The sequence below is a fragment of the Microbacterium pollutisoli genome, assembly GCF_053586795.1.
In genome coordinates this window covers 360,576-377,739 of sequence record NZ_JBNYWT010000003.1, presented here as the reverse complement: position 1 = coordinate 377,739, position 17,164 = coordinate 360,576, and the positions used below count along the sequence as shown (strand labels likewise).

Genomic DNA, 17,164 nt, shown 5'->3' with positions numbered 1-17,164 from the left:
CCGTATGCGTCACCGGTCGCGGCACTCAATACGGATTGGCCACGAACAGCTCCTGCGCGGGGAAGCGCGTGAGCACCTCGATGCCGTAGTCCGTGACGACGACCTCCTCCTCGATGCGCGCCGCCGACGAGCCGTCCGAAGCCGGGCAGTACGTCTCCATCGCGAACACCATGCCGGCGCGCAGCTCGACGGGGTCGGCCATCGAGTTCAGCCGCGAGATGATCGGCCGCTCGTGGAGCCCCAGCCCCAGCCCGTGGGCGAACTGCAGGCCGAAGGCGGCCAGCTCGTTCTCGAAGCCGAAGTCCTGCGCCTTGGGCAGCACCGCCGCCACCTCGTCGGTGCCGACGCCCGGGCGCAGCGCGTCCAGCGCGGCATCCATCCACTCCCGCGCCTGCTTGTACGCGTCGTGCTGGCTGGGCGTGGCCCACCCCACTCCGAAGGTGCGGTAGTAGCACGTGCGGTACCCGTTGTAGGAGTGGATGACGTCGAAGAACGCCTGATCCCCGGGCCGGATGATGCGGTCGGTGAAGTTGTGCGGGTGCGGGTTGCACCGCTCCCCCGAGATGGCGTTGATCGCCTCGACCTGGTCGCTGCCGTACTCGTACAGGCGCGCGTTGGCCAGCGCCACGATCTCGTTCTCGCGCACGCCGGGTTTGAGGGCCTCGGCGATGTCCTGGTAGACCCCGTCGACCATCGCCGCCGCCTGGTTCAGCAGCATGATCTCGTCCTGGTTCTTGATGACCCGCGCGTCGAGCATGTGCTGCTGCGCATCCGCGATGCGGATGCCGCGGCGCTGCAGCTCGAACAGGAACGGCGGCTCGATGATGTCGACCCCCAGCGGCGCGTCGGCCAGACCCGCGCCCTTGAGCAGCGACTCGATCTCGTCGATCGCGGACTTCATGAGGTCGGCACCGCCCTCGGGGGCCACGGCGCCGCGGAACCCGAGGAACCCGGCCCGGTGGTTCTCGTCCGGCATCCAATCGGAGTACAGCTTGTGGTGCCGCACGGCCGACCCGAAATCCCACAGGATGGGGTCGTGATCGCGCATGAGCAGCGTGTAGCGGATCATCTTGTCGCCCAGCGCCCCGCCGATCCACGTCTGGGTCGTGTACCGGATGTTGTAGAAGTCGAACAGCAGGAAGGCGCCGCACTCGCTCGCCGCCAGCGCCGCCTGAGCCCGGCCCAGACGGTGCGCGCGCAGCCGGTCGAAGTCGACGCGGTGCTCGTAGTCGACCCCCATGATGCCGGGCGCGTTCAGCGGACGGACTTCGGCCGGGCGCGCACTGGGCCGCTCGAACCGGCGGCTGCTGCCGTGGTTGTGGTGGCCGCTCACTCGGCATCCTCCGCCGGGGCGGCGGCGACGACGTGGAACTCGAACCGCAGCCGGGGGTCGGTGGCCAGTCGCGTGACCTGCACCGTGGTGCTGGTGGGGATGTGCCCGCCGAACCATGCGGCCTGGTGGGCGTTGACGACGTTCTGGTCGGCGTCGACGTCGGTGAAGAACCGGATCATGTTGACCACGTCCGAGCGTCGGCAGCCGGCCGCGGCCAGCGCCAGGTCGAGGTGGTCGAAGGCGTTGGCCACCTGCCCCGCGGCGTCGGTGGGCATGGCGTCGAACACCTCGGGTACGTGCGGGTGGTCGTGGTACACCGGCGCGCCGGTGACCCCGCTGATGAACACCAGCCGCGCGGGCGAGACCGTGCGGATGGCGGGCACGAACGGGCTGACGATGCCCGGGTCGAAGCCCTCGTGGTGGATGATGTCAGCCTGGCCGACACGGCGAGGCGCGGGAACCTGACTCATTTCCTTCTCCTGTTCATGCCGCCCGGCTGCAGCGCGATCGTCTCCGATCGATGGGTGATCCGGCCGCCCACGACGGTGAGGTCGCTGCGGATATCGCGGAGGTGGTCCTCCTCGCACGTGAACGGGTCGACCGACGGCACGCACACATCGGCGTCGTAGCCGGGCGCGAGTCGCCCACGCTGCGACTGCTCGCCGGTGAACCACGCGGCATCCCGCGTGTACGAGGCGAGGGCCCGCTCGCGGGTGAGGAGGTGCTCCGCCGCGCGGCGGCCGCGGCCGTCGAGGGTACCGCCGGTGACGAGCCACCAGATCGACGCCCACGGCGAGTACCAGTTGGCGCGGGTGGCGTCGGTGCCGCCGCCGATGACGATGCCGAGCTCCTGCATGGGCCCGATCGGCGGAGCCTGGGCGGTGCTGTCGGCGCCCCAGCTGTCGACGTAGTCGCCGCCTTTGAGGACCAGACGGTTCTGCACGAGGATGCCGGCGCCCAGCGCCGCGATGCGTTCGAGGTGGCTGCGGTCGGCGCCGTCGGCGTGCACGATCGACCAGCCGCGTCCGGCCACGAGCCCGGTCTCGCGCTCGACCTGCTCCCACGCGTCGAGGATGCGGCCCAGCGTCGAGCCCAGGACGGCGTGGACGCTCATGCGCCAGCCGCGCTGCGCGCACAGCCGCACGATGTCGACGAGTTCGGTGAAGGCGGTGTCGGGCAGGGCGAACGGGTCGAGCCCCTCCATGTCGTGACACCCCAGATGCGGGATCTCCCCGACGCCGCTGATGCGCAGCATCCCGTCGCCGGCGTCGGGCTGGACGAGGCCGGTGAGCGCGTCGATGTCGGCGACCTCGCCGCCGCGGGTCCATGCCGAGATGAACAGGCGCACGCGCAGTCCCAGGTCGCCCGCCCGCCAGACGGCGTACACGGGGTCGTAGTCGCGCGGGGTCATCAGCAGTCCGCCGCCGTCGACGACGCCGGTCAGTCCGTGCCGGGCGAACTCGGTGGCCATGGCGCGCACGCCGTCCTGCGCCTGGGCGGCGTCGGCGGCGAGGGCTTGGGCGATCGGGGCGGCGAACGCGCCGACCCCGTGCAGCACGCCGGTCAGCAGTCCGCTCGTGTCACGCTCGAGGGTGCCCCGCGGCGGGTCGGCGCTCTGGTCGGTGTAGCCGCAGGCGGCCAGGCCTGCGGCGTTGAGGATGCCGGTGTCGTACAGCTCCTGCAGGTAGACGGGGTTGTCGGGGGCGGCCGCGTCGAGCTCGGCGCGCTCGGGCGGGCGCTGCTCGGCGAACTGCGAGCGATGCCAGCCGCCGACCACGGAGATCCACGCGCCGGGTGCGGCCGCAGCCACTGCGGCGCGGATCGTGTCCAGCGCGTCGGCGACCGAGTGCACGTCCTCCCAGTGCAGTGACCGGGTCCACGAGTTGCCGCCGCGCACCGCATGGATGTGCGAGTCGTTGAGCCCCGGGATCACGCGACGACCCTGCAGATCGACGACGTGTGCGGCGACCTCGGCGTAGGCGGCCAGCTCGTCGTCGGTGCCCACCGCGACGATGCGACCGCCGGCCATCGCGATCGCCTCGGCCTCGGCGGGCGCCTGGTCGGCGTCGGCGAAGGTCGAGATGCGGCCGCCGCGCAGGACGAGGTCGACCAGCGGCAGCGCGTGGGCAGGGACGGTCATGGCGCTCCGCTCAGATGCTCAGGTGGCGTTCGAGGAGGACGTGGTCATCGCGCAGCTCAGCCGGGGTGCCCGACCAGGCGATAGTGCCCGAGTCGTCGATGACGATGACGCGCCCGGCGATGTCGAGCGCGAGGTCGACGTTCTGCTCGGCGATCAGGATCGACAGCCCCGAGGTGCGCAGCCCTTCGAGCCGGTCCTGGATGACATCGAGGACGCTGGGGGCCAGCCCCTCGCTGGGTTCGTCCATGATCAGCAGCGACGGGTTGGTCATGAGGGCGCGGCCGATCGCGAGCATCTGCTGCTCGCCGCCCGACAGCGACCGCGCCATCGAACCGGCCCGCTCGGCCAGCCGGGGGAAGAAATCGAAGACCCGCTCGACGGTCCACGGGTCGCTGGACTCGCGGCGGCGGCGCGGCACCACGGTGAGATTCTCGAGGGTGGTGAGCGAGCCGAACACGCGGCGGCCCTGCGGCACGAGGGCGATGCCGGCCCGAGCGATGCGGTGCACGGGCAGCTTGGTCAGCTCGACGCCGTCGTAGACGACCGAGCCGCGGCTGATGGTCGGCGGGCGCAGTCCGCAGATGGCCCGGACGAGCGTCGACTTGCCCATGCCGTTGCGGCCGAGCAGGGCCACGCTCTCGCCGTCCCCGATCTCGAAGTCGACGCCGTGCAGCACCCGCGCGGTCTGATACCCGACATGGAGGTCGGTCACCTGCAGACTCACTTGCTGTCCCGCCTTCCCAGATAGATCTCTTTCACGGTGGGATGCTCCCGCACCTCGTCGGGGGTGCCGGTCACGACGTGGTGGCCGTTCTCCATGCACATCACACGGTCGGTCAGTCCCAGCGCCAGCGACATGTCGTGCTCGATCAGGAGGATCGGCAGCGTGCGCGGCAGCTGCTCGATGAGGTCTCGCAGGGTGGTGCGCTCGACGGCCGACAGCCCGGCGGCGGGCTCGTCCAGCAGCAGGATGCGCGGTTCGGTGACCAGCGCCATCGCGATCTCGAGCTGGCGCTGCTCGCCGTGTGACAGGTCGGCGACGGTGTCGTCGCGTCGCCCGACGAGGTCGACGGCGTCGAGCATCTCCAGCGCACGGACGGTGACGTCGTCCTTCTGTCCCTGCGTGCGCCAGAAGATCCGCGCCTGCGCGGTGCCGCCGCGCGCGGCGACGCGGACGTTGTCGAGCACGGTCATGTCGCGGAACAGGTTCGACACCTGGAAGGTGCGCCCCACCCCCAGACGCGCGCGCCGGGCGGTGTCCAGCCGCGTGACGTCGCGTCCGAACAGCTCGATCGCGCCGGTCGTGGGCGACACGTCGCCGGCGATCATCTTGAACAGCGTCGTCTTGCCGGCACCGTTGGGGCCGATGACCCCCATCCGCTCGCCGGGGGCGAGCTGCAGCGAGATGTCGTCTACGGCCTGGACGCCGCCGAAGCGCTTGCCCAACCCCGCGACCGTCAGGGCAGGACCGGCGGCCCCGGACCCGATCGGGCCCGGAGCCGCCGTGGCGTGCGATGTCGTCACTCGAGCCCCTGGAAGGTCTGCGAGTAGGTCGGCATGGCCATCGCCTCCTCGGGCGTGCGGCCCAGCCACTGGTCGACATCCTCGAAGGTGGCGATCGGCGTGTTGTAGAAGTTGCCGTCGTCACCGGCGGTCACCTCGCGCACGTACACCGGGCCGACCATCTGGTTGTAGTCGTCCCACGACACGCGGCCGAAGATGCTGTCCTCGAACGTGTACTCGGTGATGGCGCTGACCAGGTCCTCCCCGGTCACAAGGCCCTTCTCCTTGAAGACGGACGCGACCAGCGACGCGGTCATGTAGCCACCGGCGACGTAGGCGCCGGGCACCTTGCCGTCGGCGAACTCCTTGTACGCCTCGATGAACTCGGCGACGGCGCCGCTCTCGCGGCCCTCGGCCCAGTAGCTGACCGACTTCACGCCCACGACCTGGTCGCCCATGGCGCGGAGCGTGCCCTGGTCCAGCGCGCAGCAGTTCAGGAGCAGCTTGTCGGGATCGAGGCCCAGGCCCTGGTAGGCGGTGAGGAAGTTCGGCCCCGGCGCGCCACCGGCGGTCGCGACGTACACGACGTCGGCGCCGACGGCCTGGATCTGCGACACGTAGGTCGAGAAGTCCGTCGTCGAGTTCGGGAACCAGATCTGCTCCAGCACCTCGCCGCCGTTCTGCTCGAAGCCCTGGACGAAGCCGGCGCAGGACTCCCAGCCGAACGCGTAGTCGGCGCACAGCGTGACGGCGGTGTCGTAGCCGCCGTCCGTGGCCGCCCACTGGCCGCCCGGGTAGTTGGCCTGCGAGCCGCCCATCGATCCGGTGCGCACGGTCAGGTCGTTGGCGTTGCGCTGGGTGAGGTCGTCGCTGGCGGCGACGGGATGCAGGTTGGGCACGCCGACACCGGCGGTGTACTCGGCGACGGCGAGGGCGGTGTTGGCGATGAGCGGGCCGACGATGAAGTCGACCTTGTCCTGCTCGATCAGCTTGCGCGCCTTGGTGAGCGAGGTCTCCGGGTTGCCGGCGTCGTCTTCGACGATCGTCTCGATGGTGATGCCGTCGACTTCGGCGCCGTTGATGTCCCAGTACAGGTTCCAGCCGTCGACCATCTCCTGGCCGGCCACGGCGAAGTTGCCCGTGGTCGGCGAGATGTAGCCGACCTTGACGCTGCCCGCGTCGCCGTCGGATCCGGTGGTCGGGTCAGGATCGCTCGCCCCCGGAGGGGCGCACGCGCTCAGGGCGAGGGCTGCGGCCGCGATGCCCGCGACGGCGAATGCCGATCGGCGACCGGTTGTCTTCATTGACGTCATTGCAGGTCCTTTCCTTCATGTGGTGCGGTGGGTGATTCGGGAGGAGCGCCGTCGGGGACGGCGGTGCCGGGAGGTTCCCGGTCCGGCGGCAGGGCCGACGACGCACGCGCGCGGAGCCTGCGGAACAGCTTCCGGGTGCTCCCGGCGATCCCGGCGCGTGCGAAGAGGATGACGAGGATGAAGATGAGCCCGAGGATGGTGGGCCACCGGTCGACGTGACTGGAGAGGACGTTCTCGACGAGGACGACGATCGCGGCGCCGATGAGGGGGCCCAGCAGTGTGCCGATGCCGCCGAGGATGACCATCACGATCAGGTGCACCGACCGGTCGACGCCGGCGGTGGACGGGCTCACGAAATGGGTGTGCCAGACCGCGAGCAGGCCGGCCAGGCCCGCCACGGTGCCGGAGATCATCATGGCGCCGAGCTTGTAGGAGCGCACGCTGTAGCCGAGGCTGCGCATGCGGCTCTCGCTGTCGCGGATGCCGCGCAGGCTGGCCCCGAACGGCGAGTTGCCGACGACCCACAGCGCCGCGGTGGCGAACACGAATCCGCCCAGCACGACGTAGTAGAACATCCAGTACGAGCCCATCCACTCGGGGCGGGCGATGCCCGAGATGCCGTTCTCCCCGCCGGTCACCGTGGAGAACCGGAACGCGAGGCCGTAGATGAGCATGCCGACGGCGAGGGTCACCATCAGGAAGTAGATGCCGCTGGTGCGCATCGAGAGCAGTCCGTAGATCAGCGAGGCGATCAGCGTCGCCCCGAGCGCGAACACGACCTGCATGCCGGGGTCGAACCCCTCCCGCGATGCCCAGCCGGCGCCGTAGGCCGCCGCCGCGGCGATGCCGGCATGCCCGAGCGAGACCATGCCGCCGTTGCCGGCGAGGAAGTTGACGCTGGATGCCAGGGTCGCGGCGATCAGGATGGTCGAGACCAGCGAGACGATGAATCCGGAGGCGCCCAGGTAGGGCAGGGCGATGGCCAGCACCAGCAGCGCGCCCAGCAGGATGAGGTTCATGATCAGCACGCGGTCGCGGCGCGGCGCGCCGAACGTGCGGACGGTGCGGGTCTCGACGATGCGGTTGCTCATCAGGCAGCCTTTCCGAACAGGCCCGTCGGGCGGAAGACGAGGACGAGGGCCATCGGCAGGAAGATCGTGAAGTAGGCCAGCTCCGGGATCCAGGCTTTCGCGAACGCGTCGATCAGACCGATGAACACGCTGCCCACCGCGGCGCCGGGCACGCTGCCGAGACCGCCGATGATGATGACCACCAGGGCGTAGAGGAGCACCTCGTTCTGCACGCCGGGGAGGATGCTCTGCATGCCGGCGCCGATCGTGCCGCCGATGGCGGCCAGCGCCGCGCCCACGACGAACATGCCGGTGAACACCCAGCGGATGTTGACCCCCATCGCCGTGATGATCTCCCGGTCGTCGACGCCGGCCCGCACGACGGCGCCGATGCGGGTGCGGGTCTGGACGAGGGCGAGGGCGATGCCGATCACGATGGCCAGGCCGATGACGAAGATGCGGTACCAGGGGTAGGCGAACTCGCCGATGGTGAGCGCGCCGGTGAAGCGGACGGTGGTGGGCAGGTTCTGCGGATCGCCGCCGAAGAAGGCCAGACACAGATCGGCGATGACGAACGAGACGCCGATGGTGAGGAGCACCTCGGGAAGCTCCTGCCCCCGGACGAACCGCAGCAGCCCCATTTCGACGACGAACGCCGTGATGCCTACGGCGGCCACGGCCGCGACCACGGCGACCAGCAGGTTGCCGGTCAGGGTGGCGATGACGACGCCGATGTAGCCGCCGAGCATGTAGAACGCGCCGTGCGCCATGTTCACGATGCGCATCAGCCCGAATACGAGCGTGAGGCCGCTGGCCAGCAGGAACAGCAGGGCGCCGAAGCTCAGTCCGTTGAGGACCTGCTGGGCGAGGAATACGGGTTCGAACACCGGTCTGTCAGACCTTCCACATCGTCGGGGAGTTGCCTGGGTTGGGACTCAGTGAACCAACCGATGAACAATCTGTCAAGTGTGGCTGTACAACGGTCAAGTAACAGTGCACACACGTTCGGCGTGTTCACGCCTCGCGTTCGCGATAGCGCCGCCGCACTCCGAAAGCGGCGGCGCCGAACACCGCCGCCAGCACGGCAGCCATGGCGAACAGCGGGGTGAACGCGCCGCCGGCCACGGGAGCGGTGCCCACCCCGGCCCCCACCGCGCCGCCCATCATCAGCGAGATCGAGAACAGGGTCATGCCCAGCGCGCGGCTGTCCACCGCGGCATCCGTCATCCACGTCTGCAGGGTCGTGTGGGCCAGCGCCCACCCCGTGCCCATGAGGGTCGCCGCCACGAGCACCGACACGGGCGAGACCGTGACCGCCAGCAGCCCCATGGCCGCCGTCGTGAGCACGCCGCCGGCGGCCAGGAACACCGCCGCCGAGATCCGGCCGACGGCGAGTTTCATCACCTGGCTGACCACGACCACCGCCACGCCGAAGGCCGCCGTCACCCCGCCCGCCGTGAACGCGTCGGCTCCGGTCTGCTGCAGCGCCACCGGCAGCAGGTTGTAGAAGCCGATCAGCAGCACGCCCTCCACCGCGACCAGCACGCACACCACGAGGGCCCATCGCGACCGCGCGAGGGCGATCAGCTGCCCGCGCAGCGGCCGTGCGCCGGCATCCGGAGCCTCACGCAGACTCGCCAGCAGCGGGACGAGCGCCGCCGTCACGATCGCGTAGCCGCCGAACACCGCGCGCCAGCCGATCACCGCGACCACCGCTCCGGACACGAGGGTGCCGGCGGCGAGCGCCAGCGCCGTCGCCGTGGCGAGGTTCGACATCGCCGCGGGACGCCGGGCCAGCGGCAGCGTGTCGCCGAAGTAGGTCAGCACGGCCGCGAAGGTCGCCGCGAACGCGCCGCCGGACAGCGTGCGCGCGATGAGGAAGACCGTGATGTCGGGGGCGAGCGCGGCGGCTGTGCACGCCAGCGCCGCGATCGAGGTCGACACCCACAGCACGCGGATCCGGCCCCACCGCGTCGACAGCGGCCCCCACAGCAGCTGCAGCGCCGCGTACGCGATCGCGTGGGTCGTGATCGCCGTCGTCGTCAGCGCCACCGACGCCTCGAGATCGCCGGCGACCGCGGGGATCAGCGGCAGGATGAGGGAGCGATCGAGGGTCGACCAGAAGATCACGAAGGGCAGGACGATGCCCGCCGAGGGCCGTCCGCGCACGCGGCGCGGCTCAGCCGGTCGGCTCGCCACGCCCTTCGGGGGTGTTCAGGTGCGACTGCGAGTCGCGGATGCCGGGCAGCGGCCCGTTCACGGTGAAGTACCGGCCGCCGCCGGCGACCAGGAGCTCTTCGGCCGGGAACTTGGTGATGACCTCGCAGCCGTCGGCGGTGACCACGACCTCTTCCTCGATGCGCGCGGCACCCCAGCCGTCGGCGGCGGGCCAGTACGTCTCGAGCGCGAAGACCATGCCCTCCTCGAGCACCTCGGGGTGATCGAGCGAGGTGAGCCGCGAGAAGATCGGCTTCTCCCAGATCGACAGTCCGACGCCGTGCCCGTACTGCAGGGCGAAGGCGGCCTCTTCGTCGGGGAACCCGAACTCCTCGGCCGTGGGCCACAGCTCGACGATGTCGGCGGTGGTGGCGCCGGGCTTGACCGCCGCGATCGCACGGTCCATGTACTCGCGGCACCGCTTGTACGCATCGCGCTGCGCGGGGCTGGCCGAACCGACCGCGAAGGTGCGGTAGTAGCAGGTGCGGTAGCCGTTGAACGAGTGCAGGATGTCGAAGAACGCGGGGTCGCCGGGGCGGACGGCGCGGTCGGAGTAGACGTGCGGGTGCGGGGCGCACCGCTCCCCCGAGATCGCATTGACCCCCTCCACGTACTCCGAGCCCTGGTCGTACAGCGACTTGGCCACCAGGCCCACGCACTGGTTCTCGCGCACCCCGGGGCGGAGGAATTCATACAGCTCGTCGTACGCGGCATCCACCATCGAGGCGGCTGTCGTGAGCAGCGTGATCTCGTCGGGGGTCTTGATGCGGCGCGCCTCCATGAACACCTGCTGCCCGTCGACGACCTCGATCCCCTCGCGCTGCAGCGCGAACAGGATCGGCAGTTCGACGACGTCGACCCCCAGCGGCTCGTTCGCGAGGCCGAAGCGCTCGAGCTCGCGCTTGATCTTGCGGGCGACCTCCTCGGCGATGCCCGCATCCGGTGGGAACGCGCCCCGCAGGGTGGAGATGCCGGCGCGGGCGCCGGACTCCTGCCGCGGGCGGGTCGCGCCGTGGTGGGGCGCATGCGGGTCGGCGTCGGCCTCCATGTGCGTCTCGTGCAGCCACGGGTTCAGCAGCGCGTGGTGCTTGGCCGCCGAGCCGAAATCCCACACGATCGGGTCGGTCTTGCGGGTGACCAGGCAGAAGCGGATGAGCTTGTCCATCGCCCAGGTGCCGATGTGGGTGGCCGACGCATACCGGATGTTCGAGAAGTCGAACGCGAGCACCGCGCCCATCGACGACCGCTCCAGCTGTGCGTGCAGCCGCGCCAGCCGTTCATCCCTCAGGCGCTCGAAGTCGACGCGTGCCTCCCAGTCGACGCCCATCGTGCCGCGTGTGGCGATGCTCATGACATACTCCTTGCTCTGATGTTTCTGCGACGATGCGCGGGTCAGCTGATGCGCCAGCCGCGGTCGACGTTGAGGCTGTGCGCCGAGACCCCGCGGTTGAACAGCAGGAACTTGGCGGCGTCGACGACGTCGACCATGGTGGCCAGGGCCCCGCCCGGCGTGCGGTTCTCATAGCCCGACAGCACGCCCTCCGGCTTGCCCGCCCAGAACGGGCTGTCGCCGATGATGCCGGGGTGCAGCGAGTTGACGCGGATCGGGGCGAGCTCGAGCGCGAGGGTGTTCATGAGACCGTCGACGCCGCCGTTGATGGTCGACACCGTGGTGGACCCTGGGTAGGGCGCGTCCTTCGCTCGGCCGCCGAACAGCACGATGCCGGTGTCGACCGACGGCTCGAGACGGTCCAGCAGCGTGTGGATCGTCTCGGTGTAGCCGATGAGCTTGAGCGTGATGAGCCGGCGCGCGCCGGCGATGTCGTAGTCGCGCAGCGTGTTCGCATCCCGCTCGATCGCGACCATCACGACGCCGTCGAGGCGGCCGACCCCCGCCAGCTGTGCGGCGATGCCCTCCGGCTCCGACACGTCGAGGGCGATGCCGGTCGCGCCGTCGCCGATGCCGGCCGCCACCTCCTCGGCCTTCTCGGCACTGCGGCTGGTCAGCACGACCCGGTCGCCACCGGCGACGAGGTCCTTGGCCAACTCGAGCCCGATGCCGGAAGACCCTCCGGCGATGAGAATGGTACGTCCGCTCACAGCTCCTCCTCGAGACGCTCTTCCAGGTATTTCCAGTCCCGCACGAAGCGGTAGGCATGGCGGGGCGGCATCTGCGGCGACTGCGTCTCGAGCCACTGCACCTCGGCGCCGGTCGCTTCGAACGAGTGCACGCAGCCCACTCCCGCCCAGGCGATGTCGCCGGCGGTCAGCAGGAACTCCTGCTCGTCGAAGGTCGCGCGGACCTCGCCCTCGGTGATGAGGTAGGCCTCCTCGAGGGGGTGATCGTGCGGCCCGGCCTTGCCGTCGGGCGCATAGCGCACCATGAACAGGGTGCCCAGGGTCGCGCCGAGGTCGGAGTCGACCATCATCTTGAGCGTGATGCCGCTGTAGACCAGCAGGGCGGTGCGCATGCTCGCCGAGACGGCCAGCAGCTCCTGCGACTGGCCGGACGCATCCATGTGGGCGGTCGTGATGTTGCCGAACGAGCGCGTGCGCGGGTCGCGCGTGTCGACGGTGATCGGCGTGCGGTCGGGCAGCTCGGGCACCCGATAGGTGTCGGAGCCGTACCGCTCGCGGGCGGGCGGGGTGAACAGATCGGCCCAGGCCGCACCCTCGTCGCCGTCGGCGCGCCACGCATGCGGCACCCCGATCGGAATGACGCCGTAGTCGCCGGCGGTCAGTTGCACGGTGGCCTCGGGGGTGACGAGCACGACCTGGCCCTCGAGGATGTGGAAGCTCTCCTCGAACGAATGCACGTGCGTCGCGGTGCGCCCGCCGGCGGCCAGACGCGTGATGCCGAAGTCGGTGTGGGCCGCGCCGTCGGCCTCGCCGACACCGCGCCAGCGCGTGAGGCCCTCGGCGCCCGGCGCGAGCGGTCCCGGGTCTGCGTACTGCGCGTCAGCCGCGCGTCGGACGACGAACCTCGCCATGTGCTGCCTCCCTGCTCGCATCCCCGGACGCCTCATCGCGTCGCGGGCGAACCCCGGTCGCCGCCGACCAGTGTTCAGCGTGACTAAACCCTATGTAAACCGCAACGGCGCGTGGTTGTCAAGCCGCCACGGCGGCCGCGCGGTCCTCTGTCGAACCCCCGCTGCACGGATGACCTCTTCCCCTCGGCGCCGAGTTGGGCCATGCTGGAGCCGTCGCAGCGTTTGACCCGACTGTACAGAACGCTGAACATCAGGTAGACACTGCTGATCGAAGGAGATGAGCGATGACCGAATCACCCGCGACGGCCGGCGCGCCGGCACCCCGCGAGGGGCAGCCGGTGCTGTTTACCGGCGGAATCGTGCTCACGATGGACGACACCCACACCGTGCTGCCGCGCGGGGACGTGCTGGTCAAGGACGGGGTGATCGCCGAGGTGGGCGTCGACGTCGCCGCGCCCGACGACGCGTTCGTCATCGACGCGTCCGGCGGCATCATCATGCCGGGCATGATCGACACCCACCGCCACATGTGGCAGACGGCGATGCGGGCGTACGGCTCCGACTGGACGCTGACGCAGTACTTCGTCTGGTACTACCTGCAGCACGGTGCCAAGTTCCGCCCGCAGGACTACGCCGCGGGCAACCTGATCTCGGCGCTCGACGCGCTCGAGTCGGGCGTCACCACGAGCCTGGACTGGTCGCACGGGCTGCGCACCGTCGAGCACGGCGAGGCGGCCGTCGACGCGCTCGTCTCCTCCCCCGGCCGCTTCGTGTTCGCCTACGGCAACATCCACCAGTCGCCGTGGGAGTGGACGGCCGACCCGGCGGTGCAGAAGCTGCTGATCGCCTCGCGCGACGACTCGCGCATGTTCGGCACGCAGATCGCCTTCGACGTGCCCAATCAGGATGAGGAGTTCCCCGAACTGGCCGCCTACCGCGTCGCCGAGGAGCTCGGCCTGCGTGTCACCACGCACGCCGGCGTGTGGGGCGCCACCAACGACTGGGGCATCAAGAACGCGTACGACGCGGGCGTCATGAAGGAGGGCTACACCTACGTGCACGCCGCGTCGCTGTCGGCCGACTCGTACCAGAAGATCGCCGCGACCGGTGGCAACGTGTCGCTGGCGACCGAGTCCGAGGACACCTGCGGCCAGGGCTACCCGCCCATCCACCAGCTGCGCCGCTACGGCATCTCCGCGTCGCTGTCGGTCGACACCAGCGTGTGGTTCAGCGCCGACCTGTTCTCGGCGATGCGCGCGACCGTCGGCGCCGACCGCGCGCTGGAGCACTATCTCGCCCACCAGCTCGAGCCCGCCGAGACGGTCACCCACATCAAGCTGCGCGCCGAGGATGCCGTCGATATGGCCACCCGCGGCGGCGCCAAGGCGCTCGGCAAGGACCACCTCATCGGGTCGCTCGAGAAGGGCAAGCTCGGCGATGTCGTCCTGCTGAAGAACGAGCACTCGCCGCACTGGGCTCCGCTGATCAACCCGTGGGGGCAGGTCGTCTACCAGGCCCAGCGCGGCGACGTCCACACCGTGCTGGTCGGCGGCGATGTCGTGAAGTGGGAGGGGCGGCTCGTCGCCGGCGACCTCGACGGGGTCAAGGCCAAGCTCGACGACACGATCGAGTACCTGCAGCGTGAGGTCGGCGACGACTGGATCACCGGTCAGCACCCCGACATCCCCGAGGTCGAAGTGCTCTACAACCCGTACCAGTACAAGAAATGACGAAGCGATCCGATCGGCTGCGCCGCCACCCGGCGCCTGTGTATCCGGGCATCTCCGACAGCGTGCGGGTCTCGGCGGGCGATCTGCTGTTCGTGTCGGGGGCGGTCGGCCTCGACGAAGACGGCGCGGCCCCGGCGGAGTTCACCCGCGCGGTGGAGCTGGCGTACGGTCAGCTGCTGCGGGCGCTGAACGCCGGCGGCGCCGACTTCGCCGACCTCGTCCGCGTCAACGTCTACATCACCCGGCTCGATGACGAGAAGCTGCACGCCTGGCGGGCCGCCCGCGACCGCATCGTCGGCACCGACGAGCTGCCGGCGAGCACGCTCATCGGCGTGTACTCGCTGGTGGGCGGCGCCGAGATCGAGATCGACGCGGTCGCGGCGGTGTGACGGCGCCGCGGTCCCGCGTGGGCGCCTCGTGCGCGTCCACGCGGGCAGCGGCGCGCGGCCTGCGCTACTGCCCCGCGCCGCGGAGGGTCGCCACCTGGTAGAGGGCGACCGAGGCGGCGATGCCGGCGTTCAGCGACTCGGTGGCCGCCGAGATCGGGATCGAAACGATCTGATCGCATGTCTCGGTGACCAGGCGCGACAGGCCCTTGCCCTCCGACCCGACGACGATCACGACGGGACGGTCGGCCAGTTCGAGGGCCGGCAGCGACACGTCGCCGCCGCCGTCGAGGCCGAGCACGAACACGCCCTGCTTCTTGAACTCCTTGAGCGTGGTGGTCAGGTTCGGCGCGATGGCCACGGGGATGCGGGCGGCCGCCCCGGCGCTGGTCTTCCATGCGGCGGAGTTCACGCTCGCCGAGCGCCGCTGCGGCAGGATCACGCCCTGTCCGCCGAACGCCGCGGTCGACCGGATGATCGCGCCGAGGTTGCGGGGGTCGGTGACGCCGTCGAGCGCGACCAGCAGCGGCACCTTGCCGGCGTCGACGATGTCTTCGAGCAGGTCCTGCGGGTGCGCGTACTCGTACGGCGGCACCTTCAGCGCGACACCCTGGTGCACGCCGTCGAACCCGGCCATGCGGTCCAGCTCGGGGCGGGTGACCTCGAGCACCGGGATCTCGCGGTGCCGCGTGATCGACAGCATCTCCTTGACGCGGTCGTCCATCTCGACGCGCTGGGCGATGTAGAACGCGGTGGCCGGGATCTTGGCGCGCAGCGCCTCGAGCACCGAGTTGCGGCCGGTGACCGTCTCGGTGTCGTCGTCCTTCTTGGCCCGCGGCCGCGCCGGGCCCTGCCCGCCGCCCGGCTTGCCCTTGCCCCCCGCGGCGGCGTAGCGCTCGGCGGCGGCCTTGCGCTTGCCGGCCGGGTGCCAGGCGCGGTCCTCGGCCTTCGGGGTGGGTCCGCGCCCCTCGAGCGATCGCTTGTTCTTGCCGCCGGTCCCCTTCGTGGGGCCCTTGCCGCGCTTGGCGGCGCCGGGGCGTCCTGGCTTGGCCATCAGTTCTCCTTCGCGCCGGTCTCAGCGCCGGCGAGGCTCCAGTGCGTGCCGTTCGGCCCGTCTTCGAGGGTGATGCCGGCCGCGGCGATCGCGTCGCGGATGCGGTCGGCGGTCGCCCAGTCCTTGTTCGCGCGCGCGTCCGCGCGCTGGGTCAGCATCGTCTGCATGAGGGTGTCGAGGGCGGACGCGGCCGCACCCCCGGCCGGGCGCCATCGCGGGTCGAGGGGGTCGAGCCCGAGGATGCCGGTCATGAGCGCGACATCGGTGAAGGCGCGCAGCACGGCGTCGCGGTCGCCCGTCTCGAGCGCCGTGTTGCCCGCGCGCACCCGTTCGTGCACCACGGCGAGCGCCTGCGGCACGCCCAGGTCGTCGTCCATCGCCGCGGCGAACCGTTCGGGGATCTCGCCGCTGACGCGCAGGTCGCCGTCCGCGTCCTGCAGCGACCGCACCGCCCGCTCGAGGAATCCGCGGATGCGGTCGAGTGCCGCCTCCGCCTCGTCGAACGACGACGCCGTGATGTCGAGGTTGGACCGGTAGTGGGCGGCGGCGAGCGCGTAGCGCACCACCAGCGGGTCGCGTTCGGCGAGCAGGTCGGCGGCGAGCAGGAAGTTGCCCAGCGACTTCGACATCTTCTGGTCGCCGACGGTGACCAGGCCGTTGTGCACCCAGTACCGTGCGTAGCCGTCACCGGCCGCGGTCGACTGGGCCAGCTCGTTCTCGTGGTGCGGGAAGCGCAGGTCGAGGCCGCCCCCGTGGATGTCGAACTCGCGCCCGAGATACCGCACCGACATGGCCGAGCACTCGATGTGCCAGCCGGGGCGCCCCACGCCCCAGGGCGACTCCCACCGCGCGGACGCCGGTTCGTCCGGCTTGGCGCCCTTCCACAGCGCGAAGTCACGCGGGTCGCGCTTGCCGCGCGGGTCGGCGTCCTCGGCCGGCTCCATCGCGTCGAGGCTCTGATGGGTGAGGCTGCCGTAGTCCGGCCAGGAGCGGACGTCGAAGTAGACGTCCCCGGCCGCCGCATAGGCATGGCCGGCGTCGATGAGCCGCGTGATGAGCTGCTGCATCTGCGGGATCGATGCGGTCGCCCGCGGCTCGTACGTCGGCGGACGGATGCCGATGGCGGCATACGCCTGGGAGAACTCGAGCTCCATGCGGTAGGCCAGGGCCCACCACGGCTCGTTCTCGTCGGCGTTGAGCAGGACCTTGTCGTCGATGTCGGTGACGTTGCGCACGAAGGTCACCCGGCCGTGCCGGTGCTCGAGCCAGCGGCGCAGGAGGTCGAAGCTCAGCGCGCCGCGCAGGTGCCCGATGTGCGGGCCGGACTGCACGGTCGGGCCGCACACGTAGATCGTGACGTTCTGCGGGTCGAGTGGCACGAAGTCGCGCAGCGCCTGCGCCTTGGTGTCATAGAGCTGAACCGTCACC

Annotated in this window: 16 protein-coding genes; 2 read left to right on the top strand and 14 right to left on the bottom strand. The window is 70.6% G+C overall.

Going from position 1 to position 17,164, the window contains the following annotated elements; translation table 11 throughout:
* Positions 1-25: 25 nt before the first annotated feature.
* The 12 genes from ACQ143_RS09700 to ACQ143_RS09645 form a co-directional block, all read right to left on the bottom strand.
* Positions 26-1,333, bottom strand: a complete 1,308-nt coding sequence (locus ACQ143_RS09700; RefSeq protein ID WP_449570479.1) for a M24 family metallopeptidase — start codon at positions 1,331-1,333, stop codon at positions 26-28.
* On the bottom strand, positions 1,330-1,803 hold the full coding sequence (locus tag ACQ143_RS09695) for a RidA family protein (RefSeq protein WP_449570478.1): 474 nt from the start codon (positions 1,801-1,803) through the stop codon (positions 1,330-1,332). The genes ACQ143_RS09700 and ACQ143_RS09695 overlap by 4 nt, the downstream gene beginning before the upstream one ends.
* Positions 1,800-3,473, bottom strand: coding sequence for an amidohydrolase (locus ACQ143_RS09690; protein WP_449570477.1), 1,674 nt, complete (start codon positions 3,471-3,473; stop codon positions 1,800-1,802). The genes ACQ143_RS09695 and ACQ143_RS09690 overlap by 4 nt, the downstream gene beginning before the upstream one ends.
* Before the next feature lie 10 nt (positions 3,474-3,483).
* The gene (locus tag ACQ143_RS09685; protein ID WP_449570476.1) at positions 3,484-4,185 is read right to left on the bottom strand and encodes an ABC transporter ATP-binding protein; all 702 of its coding nucleotides are present in this window, start codon (positions 4,183-4,185) and stop codon (positions 3,484-3,486) included.
* A gap of 8 nt (positions 4,186-4,193) precedes the next feature.
* Positions 4,194-4,997, bottom strand: coding sequence for an ABC transporter ATP-binding protein (locus tag ACQ143_RS09680; protein ID WP_449570475.1), 804 nt, complete (start codon positions 4,995-4,997; stop codon positions 4,194-4,196).
* Entirely contained in the window at positions 4,994-6,280 is a 1,287-nt protein-coding gene (locus ACQ143_RS09675; RefSeq protein WP_449570474.1) for an ABC transporter substrate-binding protein, read from the bottom strand. The genes ACQ143_RS09680 and ACQ143_RS09675 overlap by 4 nt, the downstream gene beginning before the upstream one ends.
* A gap of 5 nt (positions 6,281-6,285) precedes the next feature.
* Entirely contained in the window at positions 6,286-7,380 is a 1,095-nt protein-coding gene (locus ACQ143_RS09670) for a branched-chain amino acid ABC transporter permease (RefSeq protein WP_449570473.1), read from the bottom strand.
* The gene (locus ACQ143_RS09665) at positions 7,380-8,246 is read right to left on the bottom strand and encodes a branched-chain amino acid ABC transporter permease (RefSeq protein ID WP_449570472.1); all 867 of its coding nucleotides are present in this window, start codon (positions 8,244-8,246) and stop codon (positions 7,380-7,382) included. The genes ACQ143_RS09670 and ACQ143_RS09665 overlap by 1 nt, the downstream gene beginning before the upstream one ends.
* Positions 8,247-8,373: 127 nt before the next feature.
* Entirely contained in the window at positions 8,374-9,528 is a 1,155-nt protein-coding gene (locus tag ACQ143_RS09660; RefSeq protein ID WP_449570471.1) for an MFS transporter, read from the bottom strand.
* A gap of 10 nt (positions 9,529-9,538) precedes the next feature.
* Positions 9,539-10,927: a M24 family metallopeptidase gene (locus ACQ143_RS09655; protein WP_449570470.1), complete on the bottom strand. Its 1,389-nt coding sequence runs from the start codon at positions 10,925-10,927 to the stop codon at positions 9,539-9,541.
* Positions 10,928-10,968: 41 nt separating this feature from the next.
* Positions 10,969-11,676, bottom strand: a complete 708-nt coding sequence (locus ACQ143_RS09650; RefSeq protein WP_449570469.1) for an SDR family NAD(P)-dependent oxidoreductase — start codon at positions 11,674-11,676, stop codon at positions 10,969-10,971.
* Entirely contained in the window at positions 11,673-12,566 is an 894-nt protein-coding gene (locus ACQ143_RS09645) for a cupin domain-containing protein (RefSeq protein ID WP_449570468.1), read from the bottom strand. The genes ACQ143_RS09650 and ACQ143_RS09645 overlap by 4 nt, the downstream gene beginning before the upstream one ends.
* A gap of 284 nt (positions 12,567-12,850) precedes the next feature.
* Here ACQ143_RS09645 and ACQ143_RS09640 point away from each other — a divergent pair, with 284 nt between their 5' ends.
* Both ACQ143_RS09640 and ACQ143_RS09635 read left to right on the top strand, forming a co-directional pair.
* Positions 12,851-14,296 carry an amidohydrolase family protein gene (locus tag ACQ143_RS09640; protein ID WP_449570467.1) on the top strand — a complete coding sequence of 482 codons (1,446 nt, stop codon included), beginning with the start codon at positions 12,851-12,853 and terminating at the stop codon, positions 14,294-14,296.
* Positions 14,293-14,685, top strand: a complete 393-nt coding sequence (locus tag ACQ143_RS09635) for a RidA family protein (protein WP_449570466.1) — start codon at positions 14,293-14,295, stop codon at positions 14,683-14,685. Before ACQ143_RS09640 ends, ACQ143_RS09635 begins: the two co-directional genes overlap by 4 nt.
* Before the next feature lie 64 nt (positions 14,686-14,749).
* Here ACQ143_RS09635 and rlmB read toward each other — a convergent pair whose 3' ends face one another.
* Together rlmB and cysS are read right to left on the bottom strand one after the other, a co-directional pair.
* Positions 14,750-15,736: a 23S rRNA (guanosine(2251)-2'-O)-methyltransferase RlmB gene (gene rlmB / locus ACQ143_RS09630; protein WP_449570465.1), complete on the bottom strand. Its 987-nt coding sequence runs from the start codon at positions 15,734-15,736 to the stop codon at positions 14,750-14,752.
* The gene (gene cysS, locus ACQ143_RS09625) at positions 15,736-17,163 is read right to left on the bottom strand and encodes a cysteine--tRNA ligase (protein ID WP_449570464.1); all 1,428 of its coding nucleotides are present in this window, start codon (positions 17,161-17,163) and stop codon (positions 15,736-15,738) included. Before cysS ends, rlmB begins: the two co-directional genes overlap by 1 nt.
* Between the last annotated feature and the right edge of the window lies 1 nt (position 17,164).

Coding starts and splice junctions, on each gene's coding strand:
- ACQ143_RS09695 (WP_449570478.1), bottom strand. CDS start 1,803: ATGAGTCAGGTTCCCGCGCCTCGCCGTGTCGGCCAGGCTGACATCATC.
- ACQ143_RS09655 (WP_449570470.1), bottom strand. CDS start 10,927: ATGAGCATCGCCACACGCGGCACGATGGGCGTCGACTGGGAGGCACGC.
- ACQ143_RS09635 (WP_449570466.1), top strand. CDS start 14,293: ATGACGAAGCGATCCGATCGGCTGCGCCGCCACCCGGCGCCTGTGTAT.
- ACQ143_RS09670 (WP_449570473.1), bottom strand. CDS start 7,380: ATGAGCAACCGCATCGTCGAGACCCGCACCGTCCGCACGTTCGGCGCG.
- ACQ143_RS09675 (WP_449570474.1), bottom strand. CDS start 6,280: ATGAAGACAACCGGTCGCCGATCGGCATTCGCCGTCGCGGGCATCGCG.
- ACQ143_RS09690 (WP_449570477.1), bottom strand. CDS start 3,473: ATGACCGTCCCTGCCCACGCGCTGCCGCTGGTCGACCTCGTCCTGCGC.
- ACQ143_RS09645 (WP_449570468.1), bottom strand. CDS start 12,566: ATGGCGAGGTTCGTCGTCCGACGCGCGGCTGACGCGCAGTACGCAGAC.
- ACQ143_RS09640 (WP_449570467.1), top strand. CDS start 12,851: ATGACCGAATCACCCGCGACGGCCGGCGCGCCGGCACCCCGCGAGGGG.
- rlmB (WP_449570465.1), bottom strand. CDS start 15,736: ATGGCCAAGCCAGGACGCCCCGGCGCCGCCAAGCGCGGCAAGGGCCCC.